Consider the following 17,788-nt stretch of genomic DNA (forward strand, 5'->3'; position numbering starts at 1 on the left):
ATCTCATGCCAAGCCGGGGCACTATCGGCTATTTTGAAGCTGATTTGAATGGGAAAAATTGGAATAAGACTTATGAAAACGCTTATCAAACCGTTTCCTCTGGAATGATCCCCTACTCTTCAAGTATGCCCTGCACCCAAGACCACCTGGAAGTACTTACAGAATTGTATTCTCCTGAAGGCCATCTAAGACAGCAACTTAATTTAATGAAGATCCCGAAGAAAGCCGGAATGAACAAAATCATTGCAAGGTCAGCGTTGCATTGTGATGAAAAGGATCCTGTTTATGCGGATTTGTTAGTGGTCATGCAAGATGGGGATGTTGTAGGAGATTCTTACGGGCCGGCGGAAGGCTTTGACAACTATTTAAATATCGAAATGTACAACAGCAAAACGGGAGAAATCAAAGGGACTTTCCAGATAACCATGATAAAGACAAGAGATGGTGGCGAGCCTGTTCTTCCGGATACATTGCGTTTCACGAATGGCAGGTTTCACACGCGATTTGTGCAGGATTAAACGGCTAGATTTTGAATTTCATTTTACATAGAAAATGCTCCTGAAAGTAAGTTCCAGGAGCATTTTCATTTATGTAATAGGAATAACTACCTATGCCGAATTTCTCGCTGCATTGATAATCCCGAACATCGCCCGCATGATCAGCTGATTGTAGGTTTCTACATCAACCGGCAGGTCTTTGGGGTCAAGTGCAAGCATTTGTAATGCATATTGCTGAATGGTAATCAAAGGCAATACAATGCGCTCACGTGTTTTGATTGATACCTTTGTCACATTGTTACTGTCCAGAAGCTCTTTCTGTCCTGATACCTCCAACAGCAGGTCGCGCGTTAGCAGGAATTCGTCATACATTTTGTCCCAAAACTCGCGGTACTCTTCCTCGTCACGCAAGTACTTTGTTGCCGGGAAAAACGCCTTTGAAAGCGACTGCATTGAATTTTCGATCAAAGTCCGGAAAAACAGGGATTTCTTGTAAAGTTGCTTGATATCCTCAACCTTGTTTTCGTCCGCCATTTGCCGGATCGCCGATCCAAAACCATAGAAGCCAGGTACGTTCTGCTTCATCTGCGCCCAGGAACCTACAAATGGAATAGCCCGCAAATCTTCAAATTTCAAGCCTTCATCATCGTTTCCGCGCTTCGTGGGGCGGCTGCCAATGTTGGTCTGACCGTAAAAACGCAATGGCGTTTTCTTATCAAGGTACTTGACAAACATCGGGTGATTTTTAAGGTCCAGGTAAGAGTTGTAGGCTGCTTCTGCCATTTCCTCGATCAACTCCTTATCTTCTGTACTTAGTTCATCCTCAGCACGATTGTCACGGAATAAATGGTTTTCCAAGCCAGCGGTAAACAATCTTTCCAGATTGTACATCGCCGTGGTTACGGTTCCGTAATTGGAGCTGATAGTTTGTCCCTGTACGGTCAGTTGTATCTCCTTATCTTCAATATCGGATCCAAGCGAGGAGTAGAAATTGTGGTTATTGCCACCTCCGCGTGCAGGCGGTCCGCCGCGACCGTCGAAGAATGTGACTTTGATCCCAAACTCTCTCGAAACCTTTGTCAGCTCCTCTTTCGCGCGGTAGATAGACCAGTTGGCGCGCAGGTAACCGCCATCTTTCGTTCCATCCGAAAATCCTACCATAATTGTTTGGTGGTTCTCGCGATTTTGTAAATGGTTGCGGTAAAATTCATTCTCATACAAGCTGCGCATGATTTCCGGCGCATTGGCCAGGTCGTCCACCGTCTCGAACAATGGAACTACATCGAGCGCAAGCTTGCCATTTTCATCAGCAATCAGATTCTTCGCCAGCGCAACCACCTGCATTACATTCAACGCAGAAGTATTGTTGCTGATAACATAGCGGTGAGCGCCTTTTTCACCATTTTTCTCCTGGATCGTCTTAATTGCTCTGATTGACCCGAGGATATCTTTTGTCAAAGGATCTTCATAATCTTCGTCGCGCAAAGGAATATTGAGCGAGAGCAGCATTTCTATTTTCTTCGGCTCGTCCCAGCCTTCATAATCACTGTATTTCAATAGCGGGATCTTCTTTTCCAGTCTTTTCAGAATATCCTCCCACGCTTTCGCATGTTTCCGGCTATCCTGCCGCACATCAAGGCTCGCGAAAAAGAAACCGAACAGGTTAAGCTTCAAAATAAAATTGTCCAGCAGCTCCACAAACAGTCCCTGATGCTTGCTCACCAGCACTTCCCGTGCTTTCAGCAACTCGTCAATCAGCTCCTGTGCATTGGCATAACCCTCTTCGAACGGACCAAAGATGGTACTGTTCATCTTCTTTTCCGCAATTGACACTGCTTCGTCGACGCCCTTGAATGTAAGTCTCCTTTTCAGCTGACGGATATCGCGGTAGTAGCTGCGCAAAAGTGTCTCTCTCAGCCTGTCCGCTACCTGCAACGTAATGTCCGGATTAACAAAAGGATTACCGTCCCTGTCACCCCCCGGCCAGAAACCAAGCCGGTACACATTCGGATAAGGCCAGTCGTGAACGCTCATTCCCAACCCATTGATCAGCTTTTCAAGGATAGACGGAATAGCGTCATAATATACATTTTCGAGGAACCAGCACAGGCTGACAGCCTCGTCGAATGGAGTAGGTTTTTCGTGATTGATAAATGCAGTTTTACCAAGTTGAAGCAAAAGCTGATTTACCTCGGTAAAATCATTCTCTTTGATCGCGTCTTCGAGATCGTTGATAATCCCGAGCACTTTACCTGAGTAAAACTGGGTTGGGTGGGCAGTCAAAACGATGCGAACACTGAAATCCTGCAATTTCGTCAGCAGCTTCTTTTTCAGCTCGTCTTTGTCCAGCCTTTCGGTCAGGTAAGTAACGGAGCCTTTTCCGGTAAGATCGTGGGTTTGGTCAAATGCAGCATCTTCAACGGAATCGAAGAGTACAACTTGCCTTTCAATATATTGAATAAATGCAAAAAGCAGATCTGTCCTTTCCTTGGGAGTGGCGGTTTCAAGTAGTTCCGAAAAAAAGTGCTCGATGATTTCCTTCGGGGATTTTCCCTCCTGAAAACCTGTCTCACTCTGCTGCGTAAGTATCGGAAGTAACGAACCCGTCTGAAAAATACCGCGATAGGGCAAACTCAGGAAAAGGCTGTTGAAAATATTATACTTCGTTACAACTGCGTCCTGAAAACTGTTATTCATAATGAAGCGACGAAATTATATTTTGAGATCTGCTATGGAGGTCAAATATAATCCTAAAAATCGGTTTCAGGCTTTTGGGTGGGCTTGCTGATGCGTTTTTTTCAGCTTTTCAATGGAGTTGTGGGTATAAATCTGCGTGGCTGCCAGGTTGGCGTGACCAAGCAGCTCCTTAATTGCATTCAGATCGGCTCCGCGGTTAAGCAAGTGCGTTGCGTAGGTGTGACGGAGGATGTGGGGGCTCTTTTGAGATAAAGTAGTTACTGCCGAAAGATATTTTTTAACAAGCCTTTGAATAAACACCGGGTAAGCTGCTTTCCCCGAGTCCGTGACAATCAGGTTATCTGCGGCCGCAACTTCCTTTCTTTGTTGCAGATAGGTTTCCAGCAGCTCGGCCAGAGATTTTCCGATCGGTACAATGCGTTCTTTGGCGCGTTTTCCAAAAACCCGAAGCGTATATGCGTGCAGGTCCACGTGCCTTACTTCCAGGTCCAGCAGCTCGGCAAGCCGGATCCCGCTTCCATAAAGCAGCTCAATTACCACCCGGTCACGCATCCCCGAGAAGTCTGCCGAAAACATATCTTCCTGAAAAAGCATTTCCATTGAGTGCTCTTCAACGAATGCGGGAAGCTTTTTTCGCGTTTTTAACGCCGACAGGACTTTCGTCGGATCTTTGGAAATCAATTGTTTTCGTCTCAAAAATGCATAGTAACTCCGCAGAGAGGCAATTTTCCTGTTCACAGAAGTCGGGTTTAATCCTTCTTCCATTAAGCTGACAACCCACGACCGTAACATAGCCGGCTGTGCTGTTTCAGGAGCACTGCATTCATATTGAAGCAACAGGTATTTCTGAAATTGGTCCAGATCAGTTTGGTACGATTTGACCGTATGTGCGCTGGCGCGCTTTTCAAAATTCAGAAATTGCAGAAAGGCATCGATCATAGCGGCCAATATACAAAAAAGAGCTATCTGAAATCAGACAGCTCTTTTTTGATATGGATACAATGATCCTGTATAATTCATTCAGAAACCACTCCTTTGGATCTAGTCCTCTAAATGACCGTAAGTCTTTTCCTTGTAAACGGCACGCAAAACTTCGAAACGACGTCTAACAGATGGTTTTTCGAAAGCTGTACGAGCACGAAGCTGACGCATTGTACCGGTTCTTTCAAATTTCTTCTTGTAACGCTTAAGAGCGCGGTCAATCGATTCGTTGTCTTTTATGTTAATAATCAGCATGCTTATTAATGTAATGTTATTTTGAATGGTTTTCTGAAATTGGACTGCAAAGAAAAGTTATATCAAACAGAAAATCAAGAAATAAGTCATTAAAATTAGGTTATTTTTGCAAGTACCGCGATAGAAGGAAAGCAATGGAACAATTAGACAGCCCAATATGAGCTCTCGACTGGGAATTATCGATTTAGGAACAAATACATTTCACCTGCTGATCATCGAAAAAAATGGGGATCAGTTTTCCAAAATCTTTCATGACAGCCGTCCGGCCAGGATTGGAATGGGCGGGATCAACCGGAAAACGATCACACCGGAGGCTTTCGGCCGCGCGAGTGCCGTACTTTCCTACTTCCGGGAAACACTGGACTTGCACGGAGTCCATGCTGAACACACGTTTGCTTTCGGTACCAGTGCAATCCGGAATGCAGAAAACCAGGGCGAGTTTTGCACTGAGGTATTCCACAAAACGGGCATTTCCATTACAGTTATAGACGGGAACAAGGAAGCGGAGTACATTTATCGTGGTGTCCGTTTTGGTACCGATATTGGAAACGAGCCTTCGCTGATCATGGATATTGGGGGCGGAAGTGTGGAGTTCATTATCGGAAACCACGCGCAAATATTCTGGAAACAAAGCTTTGAGATCGGCGGACAACGTTTGATGGACAAGTTTATGAGAAACGATCCGCTATCTGTCGCCGACAAGAAGAACCTCTATAACTATTTTGACGAAAACCTCATTCCACTGGCTAATGCGATTCATCAATACGCCCCGCAGAAGCTGATCGGCTCCTCAGGCACGTTCGACACGCTTGTTGACATGGATTTTCAATACCGCCTTGGCGAAGGTCCTCCAAAACACCAGACTGACTTTCATCTTCCATTAGAAGAATTCTACCGCGCCTATCACCTTATCGTTTCCGGAAACCACGACCAGCGGATGCAAATTTCAGGAATGATCGAGCTGCGGGTGGATATGATCGTAGTCGCAGTGTGCCTGATTGACTATGTTTTAAAAAGTTACGGCATTCACAAAATTCAGATTTCCAGTTACGCATTAAAAGAAGGTGTTCTTGCCGAATTATTGTCAAACTAATTGCTTCTAATCGTAAATTAGATTTTGATTTACTCCCTGGCTTCTATCATTTAAAACAAAACTCTTAAACAATTCCATGAGATTATTTCGGTGCCTTATTCTTACGGGACTAGCTCTCGTGTATCTTAATGATGCCCAAGCCCAAAAAAAGAAGAAAAAGAAGGAAGAAGATGTAAAAATCGAAAAGGCAGTCGACGCAATGGCGACGGCGGTTAAAGACAAGCTGAAAGAGGACAAGAAAAAAAGTCCGAAGGCTTTCAAAGACCTGATCGATACCAGTGCAGTGAGCCAGAAAGGAATGATCTCGGTGCACAAAATGGACGACAAATGGTATTTTGAAATACCGGATTCGTTATTGAACCGGGATATCATGGCAGTTACCCGATATTCGAAGACGGCCGCAGGAGGCGGGATTTTTGGTGGGGAGGAAGTAAACCGTCAGATGATCCGCTGGGAAAAAGGGGTAGACAATAACGTACTGCTCAGATCCGTGACAGTGGTTTTAACCAGTCCCGACAGTACCAAACCTATTTTCCAGGCTGTTAAAAACTCCAACTCTGATCCTATCATTGGTGTTTTCGACATTAAAGCAGTTAAAAAAGATCCTGGCGCAAAAGCTTCGGTGATCGACGTTACCGAGTTTTTCAATTCTGATAACCAGGTTTTCTCACTTAACTCGGTCAACAAGCAATTGCTGAAACTGACAGGTTTCAAAAAGGAGGCTTCTTACATTGAAAAAATGAGAAGTTTCCCGATCAACACGGAAATACGGACTGTAAAAACCTTTACCGTATCGCCACAAATGCTCACACCTACGCCCGTACCGCAGATCGGCCAGTACTTACCATCGGGGCTCGACGCCGGGGTTGTCACATTTGAGATGAATACTTCCATGATCCTGCTGCCCGAAAGACCCATGCAAAAACGCATTTTCGATAGCAGAGTTGGGTATTTTGCCAATCAGTATGCGGTATTCGGTGAAGAATCGCAGCGATCAGATACGGAAGTATTTGCAGTAAGATGGAGGCTTGAACCCAAGAATGCGGAAGACGCAGCGAAACAGAAGAATGGCGAGCTGATTGAACCGAAAAAGCCTATAATCTATTACATCGACCCTGCAACGCCAGAAAAATGGCGCAAGTACCTGAAAGCCGGCGTTGATGACTGGCAGGTTGCCTTTGAAAAAGCAGGCTGGAAAAATGCGATCCGTGGCGAATACTGGCCGGAAGGCGACACAACCATGAGCCTGGAAGACGCCCGGTACTCGGTAATCCGCTATTTCGCAGCAGATATCCAGAATGCATACGGTCCGAATGTACACGATCCGCGAAGTGGCGAAATCCTGGAAAGCCACATTGGCTGGTACCACAATGTAATGCGCCTGCTGCGTAACTGGTATCTTATTCAGGCGGCTGCGGTAGACCCAAAAGCACGTACAAAGAAATTTGACGACGAATTAATGGGCGAGCTCGTGCGCTTTGTATCCTCCCACGAAATCGGACATACATTGGGACTGCGGCATAATATGGGCGCCAGCTCAGCTACGCCGGTAGAAAAGCTGCGTGACAAAGAGTGGATCAAAGAGCACGGCCACACAGCCTCCATTATGGATTATGCCCGGTTTAATTATGTGGCACAGCCCGAAGATGGTATCACCGATCTTTTCCCAAGGATTGGAGATTATGACAAGTGGGCAATTCAGTGGGGTTACAGCAACTTCGCTGATATCCTCGGTCCAAAAGCGCAGAAGGCGAAGCTGAATGAAATGACAAAAGAGGCTTACAAGGATACCAGGCTGCATTTTGGAACAGAAATCAGCCCATACGATCCGAGGTACCAAACGGAAGATTTGGGTGACAATGCGATGAAAGCTTCCGAGTATGGAATAAAAAACCTGAAAAGGATTCTCCCGAACCTGATCGAATGGAGCCGTGAAGATGGAGAAAGCTATAAGGAACTTGATGAGATTTACAGCAATGTAACTGCACAATATCGCCGGTACCTCGGCCACGTAATTAAAAATATAGGCGGTATCTACGATACACCAACTACCTACGACATGGAAGGGCCGACATTTACACCGGTCGCGAAAAGTAAGCAGAAAGAGGCAGTTGAATTCCTGAATGCGCAGCTTTTCAAAACGCCTACCTGGCTTTTAGATCAGAATATCATCAATAAGATCAAGCCCGAGACAGGTGTAGAGGCAATTAAAGCATTGCACGAATACGCGATCACTGCGCTTTTCGCAGGCGACAGGGCTGTGAGGCTGATGGAAACAGGTATGACTGCCAAAAATTACACGCTCGATGAGCTGTTCACTGATTTGGAAGGCGGTATCTGGTCGGAAACCAAAACGGGCAAGAACATCGATTTGTACCGTCGCAACCTACAGAAGGTTTATACTGAAAAGCTGATCGATTTGCTGAAACCTGGCAAAGCCAATGTACAGTCAATTCCGGTGGGAATTACCTATGGTTTTTCCACCCGCGTTGTGGAGCTGGAAAAAACGGATCTGCCTTCTGTGGCCCGGGCGCACCTGGAAAATCTGAAAACAACGATTACAGCTGCTATTCCAAAAAGTGCGGACAAAATCACAAAGTATCACTTGCAGGATATTCTGCAGAGGATCAAACAAAGTCTCGATCCTAAATAAGTCTTGAATTCAGAGAGCCGGGCATTCGTGCCTGGCTCTTTTGCTTTAAACCTCTGTTATGGCGGATTTGAAACAAATACTCGGCAACTATCCTGCATTTGCCAAAGTGATTGACAACGTAAAACCTTACAGAAGACTGGATTTCTCAGCCAGCAACGAGGTATTACTTACCCGCGATCTTTCAAAAACGAGTGAGTTTTCAAAGTATGTTTTTGAAGAGCTTCTGTCGCGAAGCAGATACAATGGAATTGGCGGGTATGGAGAAAACCGGGTGATATACCGCCAGCGAATGCATTTCGGAGGCGATGAACCGGGCGCGAGGAGCATTCACTTGGGTACTGATATCTGGATTGAAGCGGGCGAGCCGCTGTTTGCGCCTCTTGACGGAACAGTTCACAGCTACGCATTCAACAACCACTACGGAGATTATGGCCCCACGATCATTTTGGCCCACGAATTATCCGGAGTACCATTTTATACATTGTACGGGCATTTGTCGCTTTCGTCGCTCGACGGACTTGCTGTCGGAAAACGCATTGCGAAAGGGGAACGCTTCGCCTCCATTGGCGACTATCCGGAAAATGGTGACTGGCCACCGCACCTGCATTTCCAGGTGATCAGCGATATTGGTGATTATGAGGGCGATTTCCCAGGGGTAAGTAGCTTTTTTGATCAGGACTATTATTTTTCAATATGTCCCGATCCCAATCTCATTTTAAGAATAGCGAAAAATAGCTGAGTTGGTTGCTACTTCCTGTGAATGGTAGTTGCAGTAGATTGTGCACCGGCCAGAATCGTGATATCCGCAATGGTCACGCGATCCGGTGCATTTACAGCGTACAAGATTGCGTCAGCAATATCTCCGGCCTGCAATGGATCAAAACCCTGGTACACTTTCCCTGCACGCTCCTCATCGCCTTTGAAGCGAACCAATGAAAATTCTGTCTCCACAGCTCCGGGCGCCACATTTGTTACCTTGATTCCGTGTTGTGTCAATTCCAGGCGCATTCCCTCGCTTAGTACTTCCACAGCCGCTTTCGACGCGCAGTATACTGCTCCATTAGGGTAAGTCTGCTTGCCTGCAATGGAACTGATATTGACGATATGCCCCTTCCCTTTTTCCAAAAGCAATGGAATAACCGCTTTCGAAACGTATAGCAAGCCTTTTACATTTCCATCTATCATAGAGTCCCAGTCATTCGTATCGCCTTCATCCAGGGAGCCGAGCCCGTGCGCATTGCCTGCATTGTTGATCAGGATATCAATATTTTTCCAATCATCGGAAAGCGAGTTGATCATTGCAAGCACAGCACCTTTGTCGCGAACGTCAAAAAGAAGGGTGGTCACCTGTACTTTGGAAGATAATTTGTCAGCGAGCTCATCGAGCCTTTCCTGGCGGCGACCACACAGAATAAGATCAATTCCTGCATCAGCGAAGAGTTCGGCTGTTGCTTTTCCTATCCCGGAGGTAGCTCCGGTAATTAATGCAATACGGGACATTAGAATTTTGATTGTGTTACTGGTCTGACTACTCCTTTTTCTTACGCGGGATATTCAGACTGCTAAATTGACCTTTTTCAAGCTGGGCTGCCTGGTTAAACATTTGGACTGCCTGTTGAAAAACATTATCGGTAGGATTAAGTACCTGGAAAACCTCATTATTAAGTCCGCTCTTCTGCTTTCTGCCCCAAACATAGCGACCGATGATTGCCTTCGTTTGAGAGGTAATCAGTGTTTTTGAAAGATCCAGCTCAGCGGGATTTGGCTTGATGCCTGATTTCGTTGCGTCTTTTACCATATCGGCCAGCATAGCATCAGACACTTCAAAGGATTTCACAAACTCGTCAAAAGTCTGTTTTTCCAATTTCTTCTGATTTGAATTGGCATAACGCAATGCGTATTCTCTGATGATATTTTTTGAGTAAAGCTCAAACAGATACTTGCTGTTCTGCAAGGTATCTTTTGGAACAAAAATATCCGGTGTAATGCCGCCGCCGCCGTAAACAATGCGCCCGCCGTCAGTTTTATAAACTTTACTTTTATCGAATTTGATACTATCCACATTGAACAGCTCGCCGCTTTCGTAACGATGTGAAAGATCCTGGCTGTAATCTTCTCCCTTGCCCAGTTCGTAAGGTTTTTGAATGCTTCTTCCGCTCGGGGTATAATAGCGCGAGATTGTCAGGCGCAGTTCAGATCCGTCAGAAAGCTTGATTGGCATTTGAACCAGGCCTTTTCCGTAAGATCTCCGGCCCACAACCAATGCGCGGTCATGATCCTGCAATGCGCCGGCGAGGATTTCAGAAGCAGAGGCGCTTCCTTCATCTACCAGAACGATCAATGGACCCTGTTCAAAAAGTCCGTCGACGTGCGAACGTGTTTTACGGTCGAAGCGGCTGTCCTTTCCTTCGGTGTACACCAGCAGCTTATCTCCCGCGATAAATTCATCGGCCATGCTTGTAGCACGCTCCATATAACCTCCGGGATTGCCGCGCAGGTCGAGGATCAGGTTCTTCAATCCTTGCCCCTTCAATGTCTTCAGTGCAGATTTAAACTCTTCAAATGTTGATTCGGAAAAACGGCTGACCTTGATATAGCCGATCTCCTGATCAACCATATAAGATGCATCAACGGAGAATGTTGGAATGCGGTCGCGGACTACCGAGAAGTTCATCTTCTCATTCAATCCCACGCGCTCAATGGCGAGATTTACCTTCGTGCCCCTTTTACCACGTAATAATTTATAGACCTGTGCATTGGTTACACCCGGCCCCGAAAGGTTCTCTTTGTTAACCGAGATAATCCGGTCACCACTCTGGATACCCGCTGCCTCCGAAGGTCCGCCGCTCAGGGGCGTTACCACGTAAACCGTATCATTGTAAATATTGAATTCAACGCCTATCCCGTCAAAGCCCGATTCCAGCTGCGAACGTGCTGCGGTAGCTTCTTCTGCATTGAAGTAGGCTGTGTGCGGATCGAGCTTTTCCAGCATTTTTGAAATTGAAAAATCAACCAGCTCCTCGGTATTCACAGAGTCAACATAGTTATTCTCAACCAGCATCAATACTTCCCGGAACTTGGCATATCCCTTGGCAACTTCTGACAGTTTCTTTCCGCCGCTAAAAAACGTGCTGCCCAGCAACACACCCGCCGCCAGCGTTATTCCAATGATGATTGGCAAACGCACAACCGATTTTGGATTATTAATCGGTGTCTGAGACTTTTCTGGATTCATGCTGGTCAAGTTTGAAAAGGGTGTTGAGAAGACTGTCCGGCACACTTCTATCTAACGTGAAGTAAGCGATTTTGATTGCTTATTGCAAGAGAGCCGAGGGCACGTTTTGAAGGAAAACGAAAATAGAGCAGGCTTAGATCCTGAACAGAAATTGAATTTCGGCCTCAAACAAAAGATTTCAGTGATTCAGGATTACGCATTGTATCCAGGTTAATGCACTTCTCCGGATCCTGGCCCATAAGTATGCGCTTCATGGGAGCCTCCATTTTCTTCCCGTTGATCGTGTAAGGAATGTCGGCAACCTGCTCGATCGTATCAGGAATATGCCGCGGACTGTACTGGCTGCGAATCGTTTCCCTGATCTTGGCCTTCAATTCATCGGTCAGGTCCTGCTCTCTGCCCAGCACAACGAAAAGAGAAATGGTACCCTCGCCATTGGATTTTTCAAGATAAACAGCCAGGCTGTCTTTCACTTCGGGCAGGCTTTCAACTGCCCGGTAAATCTCCGCAGTTCCGATACGCACTCCTCCTCTGTTTAATGTGGCATCAGAGCGTCCGTAGATGATTACTGAGTGCCGGTCGGTTATTTTGATCCAATCTCCGTGCCGCCAAACAGCCGGGTACATTTCAAAGTAGCTGCTGTGATACTTTTCCTGGGAAGGGTCATTCCAGAAACAGACGGGCATAGAAGGCATCGGCTGGGTAATTACCATTTCTCCCAGCGCATTTTTTACCGGTTTACCATCTTCGTCAAAAGCTTCAATGCGTGCACCGAGCATTCTGCATTGTATCTCGCCTGCATATACAGGTACGATCGGGCAGCCACCTACGAATGCGGAACAAACGTCAGTACCTCCGCTTAACGAGATCAGCCACACATCTTTTTTAACCTGCTTATAAACCCATTCAAAAACTTCCGGAGGCAAGGGGGACCCGGTGGATCCAATCGTTTCTAATGCGGAAAGGCGCTCAGATGTAATGCTGACACTGCTTTTCATGGAGTTAATGAAAAACGCAGCGCCACTTCCAAAGTGTGTAATCCTGGCTTCTTCTGCCAGACTCCAAAGCACCTGTGAGGAAGGATAAGCAGGCGCCCCATCGTAAAGCACCAGCGTAGCACCGCAAAGCAGCGAACTCAACGCATAATTCCACATCATCCAGCCCGTTGTGGAGTACCAGAAGTAACGGTCGCCCGGTTTCACATTCTGGTGTAAAACCAAAGCCTTTAAATGCTCTATTAAACAGCCGCCTACCCCGTGCGTAATCGCCTTAGGCTCAGCAGTTGTTCCCGACGAATACAAAATCCAGATCGGATGATCGAAGGGAACCGGCTCAAAGTCAATGCCAAAATGCTGCAAATGGAGAATATCCTCCCAGGATGTATATCTTTCGTACCTGCTTTCGGCACCAGTATTATTGATTAAAACGATATCCTTAACAGAGCGTAGCGAAATGGAAAGCTCCTGCGCGAATGCGGTCAGATCGTGAACCTTGCCATTGTACTGGCAACCGTCGGCAATAAACAGGACTTTGGGTTCAATTTGCCGGAATCTCTCGACCAACGCCGTTTTTCCAAAATCCGGCGAGCACGAAGACCAAACTGCACCAATGGAGTTAGCTGCCAGAAACGCCACCACTGCCTGAGGTATGTTGGGTAGAACAGCCGCTACCCGATCGCCGGGCCGCACTCCTATTTGTTTGAGCCAGGTTGCTACCGCTGCCACTTCCGCTTCCAGCTGCTCCCACGATATTTCACGAAGTCCTTCCTGCTCAGATTTAAACAGAATGGCGGGCCGATCTTTTGTTTTATTCCTGAAAATATGCTCTGCGTAGTTGAGCTTGGAGCGGGTAAACCACTTGGTACCTATCATTCCACTTTGCGGGCGTTGCAAAACTTCGAGATAAAGATCGTGTGACTTAATATTGAAGTAATTCCAGAGACTTTCCCAAAAATCTTCCAGATCGGTTACAGACCACTCCCACAGGTCGTGATAAGATCGAAAATAAAGTCCCTTTTTGACAAAAAGCCAATCCATATACTTTTTCAGATTGGATTGTTCCAGCAATGTCCGTCCAGGTTTCCATAATGGCTGAGTCTGCACCTCGGTTGACATATACGATATCGTTCATTGAAGATTTAGATCCGAAAGCCTTGTAACCGGCATTTCGCTGATAGTACTAATAAACGTTGCTTTATGACTTTTGACATAAAATGGCCGCGAAATATTTAACCGGAAAATTGGCGTATCTTTGCAGGCTAATCTATAAATTATCAACACTTTCTGATGATCAGATACGCTGGCTAACTGATTTTGGTGGCATTAATGTCGGAAAATATACCACAAATTAACTTTCAGTTACAAGCAATTTGTTAAGAGGAAAAAATCCCAGTAGTGATACTGCATTCCTAAAATGAGAAAAAGAACAAACAATTCGAGACCGGCAGGTGGCCAGTCTTCGGGTGGAGGGGACAAATCCTTCCGCAAAAGCAGCGGCGGCGGCGGTAATTCATTCAGAAAACCAAAGCCAGAAACTGAAAGCCGTTTCAGTAAGCCGAGTGTTAAAAAATCCAGTCTGAAATTCTCAGCACAGGAAAACAAGCCAGCCAAATCACGTCCAAGCTTCGGACACGAAAAACCAGCAGATGACAGGCCGCGTTTCAATCGCGAACAAGGTGGTTTCCGCAAGGACAAACCCTTCGGAAATGCCGGTGGTTTCAAAAAAGATTCGGGCTTCCAGGGAGAGAAAAGGTCTTTCAGAAAACCTGAATCAGGAGAAAGCCGCCCGTTCCGACCACGCAGTACGGATGAAAATTCAGAAAGAAGACCTTTTTCCGACAGAAGAACATCTTCCGACAGGGATGAAAGGCCACGTTTTGATAAAACACATGAGTTCAGGCCGGAAGGAAGACCTGCATTCGGGAAGAGGGAAGACAGAAATGAGTTCCGTCCTAGAGAATCCAGAGAAGGCGGACCAAGAGAAAGTTTCAGGCCAAGAGAGGATGGTGACAGGGCGCCAAGAGAGAGTTTCGAACGTGAAGAAAGAGCGCCGCGGGAAGGTTTCAGACCGAGAGAAAATCGGGATCAAAGCGACAAGCGGGCACCGAGAAGTGATAGATCCGGACGCGATGAAAGAGCGCCAAGAGGCGAAAGACCATCAAGGGACGAGAGAGCACCGAGAGAAGAAAGAGCACCTGATGCCGAAGACAGAAGCGGATTGGACCGCAGAGTGGGCAGATATGAGACAGCGCCCCGCTACAATCTGCAAGATTATGAGAAGAAGATAGCTCCAAAAAAAAAAGAAGAAATCAGCACTGACATCAGGCTGAACCGCTATATCGCGAATGCAGGTATCTGTTCGCGCAGGGAAGCTGATGATCTGATTTCTTCCGGCCAGATCTCGGTAAATGGAAAAACGATTACCGAAATGGGTTATAAAGTCAAGATGAGCGACGTTGTCAAATACGGCAAAAAGGCGCTTAATCCTGAGAAAATGGTGTACATCCTGATCAACAAACCGAAGGATTATATCACTACAACGGACGATCCGGAAGAGCGTAAAACTGTTTTGGACCTGATCAAAGGCGCGTGTAATGAGCGTGTGTACCCGGTAGGTCGTTTGGACAGGAACACAACAGGTTTGCTATTGCTGACTAACGATGGTGAACTCGCCGAAAAGCTGACGCATCCTTCAAGCGGGATCAAGAAGATTTACCAGGCTGAGCTGGATAAACCAATCACAACAGAAGATTTCGAGCGGTTACAGCACGGGGTAGATCTGGAAGACGGTTTTATCCGCCCCGATGAAGTTGGTATCGTGACTCCTGATGCAATGGTGGTAGGACTTGAAATCCACAGTGGCCGCAACCGGATTGTTCGCCGGATGTTTGAGCACATGGGTTACGAAGTCCAGAAGCTAGACCGGACCGTTTTTGCAGGTTTGAATAAGAAAGACCTGCCAAGAGGTAAATGGCGGTTTTTGAGTGAGAAAGAGGTTGTCAAGCTCAAATATATGCTCTGATACAAAACAAAACGAGGCTGCGGAATCCGCAGCCTCGTTTTGTTTCAATCTATTGCTATTACAATCTGAATCCGAAAGAAAATACATCATAAGGTGCATCAGGGTAAAGCCCCTCGAATGTTACCATCGACTCTTCTTTGCCGGCAATTGCCGCTTCAAACTCCTTCACGGTACGGATTGCCTTTCCATTTACTTTGGTGATGATAAATCCTTCTTCCACCTGCGAGCGGGCAAACTTGCCGCCTTCAATAGAAACTACCTTTACACCACCTTCGATTTTATATCTGGACAAACGTTGTTTTTCCGCGTCGCTCAGGTTACCGAATTGTGCACCCAGCACATTCATGATCGCAGCGGTTTCATCGCGTTTGATGATATCAGAACCGCCTGTCCTGTTGCGTAGCGTAATGCTCAGGTCTTTTTCCTTGCCATCACGGTTTACAGTCAGGTTCACTTTATCGCCAGGCTTGTGCAAGCCGATTGATTGTTGCAGCTCAGGAACAGAATGGATATCCATTCCATCTACTTTCACGATCACGTCGCCTTTGTTTACACCGCCTGCTTTTGCTGCGCTGTTTTCAGTGAATTCACGTACGTAAACACCGTCATTCACTTTCACTCCATACTCTTCTGCTTTTCTGCTGTCAAGATCGTCCAGCTGAATGCCAAGGTATCCGCGTTGTACATTACCAAATTTGATAAGGTCACTGGATACTTTCTTCACAATGCTGGAAGGAACTGCAAAAGCATAACCTGCAAAGCTACCTGTCGGGCTCGCGATCGCGGTATTGATACCGATCAACTCACCTTTAAGGTTTACAAGTGCACCACCACTGTTTCCAGGGTTTACAACTGCGTCAGTCTGAATAAAAGATTCAAGCGGCGAATCTCCTGCGCTTGCAGAAGCCGGTGTTACACCATTGCGGCGTGATTGACCAATGATCCCAAGACCGCGGCCTTTTGCACTAACGATACCAGCAGTAACTGTTGATTCCAGATTAAAAGGGTTACCAACTGCCACTACCCATTCTCCTACTTTCACTGCATCGGAATTACCCAAGGTCACCGCAGGAAGATCTTTCGCTTCCACTTTAATTACGGCAATATCCGTAGACGGATCGGTGCCGATTACTTTCGCTCTGTATTTTCTCTTGTTATGTAGAGTCACTTCCAGCTCCTGTGCACCTTCCACAACGTGGTTGTTTGTTACAATGTAACCGTCAGCTGAAATTACAACGCCTGAGCCCGAAGCTTCCTGAGATTGGGGGCCGCGCTGGCTGCCTCCAAAATCATCTCCGAAGAAGTCCCTGAAAATATCCGGGATCTGCTGCCCGCCTCCGCGATAAGCCTGGCGGGTCATTGTTGACTTTATGTGTACAACCGTTGGAGTAGTTGCTTCTGCTGCGTAGACGAAATCGCCAGGTGCACCTACCGGAGCGCCTGTTGAGGTAAAACGTGCAATAGATTCGGCAGGGGCTTCTTTGAAAATCACATTCGTGCCGCTGTCCGGACCTAATAGTTTAAAGCCGGCAAGAGTTGACGCACTTGAAATCAACCCAACCAACACTAAACCTTTCCAATTTGTTTTCATAGACATATGTTGGGGTTTTAATTTTATGAATGATTAACGCAAAGCAAATAACTATTTATTCCCTTATCAGGCCCGTTTAACATAATTTAACAAAGATATTTCATTTCAAATCTAACCAAAATATCCTGCCAGTTCTGTCTGCATTTTGGGCCATTTCGTTGATCATAGAAGAAGGCGTTATTCGTGAAAATAACGCCTTCCGTAATACTGAACTTAATTAGGCGATTTCGATCTGACGGGCAGGTTTCTCTTTCGCTTCTTCCCTTTTTGGTAGCAAGATGCTCAAAATCCCATCGGCATAATTAGCTTCAATTTTCTCGCCGTCAATTGAATTCGGCAATGTGAAAGTCCTCTGGAACGAGTTGTATTTGAACTCTCTGCGAGTATATTTCTCCCCTGCTTCCTCACTTTTCTGCTCTTTGTGCGCAGAGATCGTCAGCTGGTTTTTTTCAAGGTTCAATTTAAAGTCCGACTTCTGTAAACCCGGAGCGGCTACTTCGATACGGAAACCTTCTTTACTTTCCACCACATTCACAGCCGGTACACTTCCCGAGAAAGCTGGTGTGTTAAATTCATTGAAAAGGTCTTTTCCAAAAAATCCGTTCAGGTAAGAAGGAGTTGCAAATTGGGTTTTAACTAATGTGCTCATTGCTATAAGATTTTATGTTTTTAATTTCCAGTTTTAACCTTCGTGGTATGCAGTGATATTATCAACTTCCATTCCGGGTTAAAAAAATGGATAACAACAAGACAAAAAGTCCGAAAG

Annotated in this window: 13 protein-coding genes; 5 read left to right on the forward strand and 8 right to left on the reverse strand. The window is 46.1% G+C overall.

What is annotated here, in order from left to right; translation table 11 throughout:
- Window positions 1-5: 5 nt before the first annotated feature.
- Window positions 6-518, forward strand: a complete 513-nt coding sequence (locus AC1XTG_RS24645; RefSeq protein WP_056279282.1) for a hypothetical protein — start codon at window positions 6-8, stop codon at window positions 516-518.
- 90 nt (window positions 519-608) lie between these two features.
- Here the strand turns inward: AC1XTG_RS24645 and AC1XTG_RS24650 are convergent, their stop codons facing one another.
- The 3 genes from AC1XTG_RS24650 to rpsU form a co-directional block, all read right to left on the reverse strand.
- On the reverse strand, window positions 609-3,194 hold the full coding sequence (locus AC1XTG_RS24650) for a phosphoenolpyruvate carboxylase (protein ID WP_056279280.1): 2,586 nt from the start codon (window positions 3,192-3,194) through the stop codon (window positions 609-611).
- 66 nt (window positions 3,195-3,260) lie between these two features.
- Window positions 3,261-4,133 (reverse strand): tyrosine-type recombinase/integrase, encoded by an 873-nt coding sequence (locus AC1XTG_RS24655; RefSeq protein WP_484843802.1) that lies wholly within the window; start codon window positions 4,131-4,133, stop codon window positions 3,261-3,263.
- Between the two features lie 102 nt (window positions 4,134-4,235).
- On the reverse strand, window positions 4,236-4,430 hold the full coding sequence (gene rpsU, locus AC1XTG_RS24660) for a 30S ribosomal protein S21 (RefSeq protein ID WP_026629542.1): 195 nt from the start codon (window positions 4,428-4,430) through the stop codon (window positions 4,236-4,238).
- Between the two features lie 157 nt (window positions 4,431-4,587).
- On the opposite strand from rpsU, the gene AC1XTG_RS24665 reads away from it, so the two are divergent.
- The 3 genes from AC1XTG_RS24665 to AC1XTG_RS24675 all read left to right on the forward strand — a co-directional run bounded on the left by AC1XTG_RS24665 (window position 4,588) and on the right by AC1XTG_RS24675 (window position 8,915).
- Window positions 4,588-5,523: a Ppx/GppA phosphatase family protein gene (locus tag AC1XTG_RS24665; RefSeq protein ID WP_056279276.1), complete on the forward strand. Its 936-nt coding sequence runs from the start codon at window positions 4,588-4,590 to the stop codon at window positions 5,521-5,523.
- A gap of 76 nt (window positions 5,524-5,599) precedes the next feature.
- Window positions 5,600-8,176 carry a zinc-dependent metalloprotease gene (locus AC1XTG_RS24670; RefSeq protein ID WP_484843803.1) on the forward strand — a complete coding sequence of 859 codons (2,577 nt, stop codon included), beginning with the start codon at window positions 5,600-5,602 and terminating at the stop codon, window positions 8,174-8,176.
- A gap of 58 nt (window positions 8,177-8,234) precedes the next feature.
- Window positions 8,235-8,915 carry a peptidoglycan DD-metalloendopeptidase family protein gene (locus AC1XTG_RS24675; protein WP_484843804.1) on the forward strand — a complete coding sequence of 227 codons (681 nt, stop codon included), beginning with the start codon at window positions 8,235-8,237 and terminating at the stop codon, window positions 8,913-8,915.
- Between the two features lie 8 nt (window positions 8,916-8,923).
- On the opposite strand, the gene AC1XTG_RS24680 is transcribed toward AC1XTG_RS24675, so the two are convergent.
- From AC1XTG_RS24680 to AC1XTG_RS24690, 3 genes are all read right to left on the reverse strand, one after another.
- Window positions 8,924-9,676 (reverse strand): SDR family NAD(P)-dependent oxidoreductase, encoded by a 753-nt coding sequence (locus AC1XTG_RS24680; protein ID WP_056279269.1) that lies wholly within the window; start codon window positions 9,674-9,676, stop codon window positions 8,924-8,926.
- A gap of 28 nt (window positions 9,677-9,704) precedes the next feature.
- Window positions 9,705-11,411, reverse strand: coding sequence for a S41 family peptidase (locus tag AC1XTG_RS24685; RefSeq protein WP_484843805.1), 1,707 nt, complete (start codon window positions 11,409-11,411; stop codon window positions 9,705-9,707).
- Window positions 11,412-11,575: 164 nt separating this feature from the next.
- Window positions 11,576-13,525, reverse strand: a complete 1,950-nt coding sequence (locus tag AC1XTG_RS24690; protein ID WP_484843806.1) for an acetoacetate--CoA ligase — start codon at window positions 13,523-13,525, stop codon at window positions 11,576-11,578.
- 298 nt (window positions 13,526-13,823) lie between these two features.
- Between AC1XTG_RS24690 and AC1XTG_RS24695 the strand changes: the two genes are divergently transcribed.
- A complete protein-coding gene (locus AC1XTG_RS24695; protein WP_484843807.1) occupies window positions 13,824-15,431 on the forward strand; it encodes a pseudouridine synthase in 1,608 nt (535 codons plus the stop codon).
- Between the two features lie 58 nt (window positions 15,432-15,489).
- Here the strand turns inward: AC1XTG_RS24695 and AC1XTG_RS24700 are convergent, their stop codons facing one another.
- Window positions 15,490-17,022, reverse strand: coding sequence for a Do family serine endopeptidase (locus AC1XTG_RS24700; protein WP_484843808.1), 1,533 nt, complete (start codon window positions 17,020-17,022; stop codon window positions 15,490-15,492).
- Between the two features lie 217 nt (window positions 17,023-17,239).
- Entirely contained in the window at window positions 17,240-17,671 is a 432-nt protein-coding gene (locus AC1XTG_RS24705; protein ID WP_056279258.1) for an Hsp20/alpha crystallin family protein, read from the reverse strand.
- Window positions 17,672-17,788: the final 117 nt, after the last annotated feature.

The organism is Dyadobacter sp. HNCC25DJ183, from assembly GCF_056895175.1.

What these genes read in the sequence shown, in the direction of transcription:
- AC1XTG_RS24700 (WP_484843808.1), bottom strand. Translation starts at nt 17,022, where the DNA reads ATGAAAACAAATTGGAAAGGTTTAGTGTTGGTTGGGTTGATTTCAAGT.
- AC1XTG_RS24695 (WP_484843807.1), top strand. Translation starts at nt 13,824, where the DNA reads ATGAGAAAAAGAACAAACAATTCGAGACCGGCAGGTGGCCAGTCTTCG.
- AC1XTG_RS24705 (WP_056279258.1), bottom strand. Translation starts at nt 17,671, where the DNA reads ATGAGCACATTAGTTAAAACCCAATTTGCAACTCCTTCTTACCTGAAC.
- rpsU (WP_026629542.1), bottom strand. Translation starts at nt 4,430, where the DNA reads ATGCTGATTATTAACATAAAAGACAACGAATCGATTGACCGCGCTCTT.
- AC1XTG_RS24680 (WP_056279269.1), bottom strand. Translation starts at nt 9,676, where the DNA reads ATGTCCCGTATTGCATTAATTACCGGAGCTACCTCCGGGATAGGAAAA.
- AC1XTG_RS24690 (WP_484843806.1), bottom strand. Translation starts at nt 13,525, where the DNA reads ATGTCAACCGAGGTGCAGACTCAGCCATTATGGAAACCTGGACGGACA.
- AC1XTG_RS24655 (WP_484843802.1), bottom strand. Translation starts at nt 4,133, where the DNA reads ATGATCGATGCCTTTCTGCAATTTCTGAATTTTGAAAAGCGCGCCAGC.
- AC1XTG_RS24665 (WP_056279276.1), top strand. Translation starts at nt 4,588, where the DNA reads ATGAGCTCTCGACTGGGAATTATCGATTTAGGAACAAATACATTTCAC.
- AC1XTG_RS24685 (WP_484843805.1), bottom strand. Translation starts at nt 11,411, where the DNA reads ATGAATCCAGAAAAGTCTCAGACACCGATTAATAATCCAAAATCGGTT.
- AC1XTG_RS24675 (WP_484843804.1), top strand. Translation starts at nt 8,235, where the DNA reads ATGGCGGATTTGAAACAAATACTCGGCAACTATCCTGCATTTGCCAAA.
- AC1XTG_RS24645 (WP_056279282.1), top strand. Translation starts at nt 6, where the DNA reads ATGCCAAGCCGGGGCACTATCGGCTATTTTGAAGCTGATTTGAATGGG.
- AC1XTG_RS24670 (WP_484843803.1), top strand. Translation starts at nt 5,600, where the DNA reads ATGAGATTATTTCGGTGCCTTATTCTTACGGGACTAGCTCTCGTGTAT.
- AC1XTG_RS24650 (WP_056279280.1), bottom strand. Translation starts at nt 3,194, where the DNA reads ATGAATAACAGTTTTCAGGACGCAGTTGTAACGAAGTATAATATTTTC.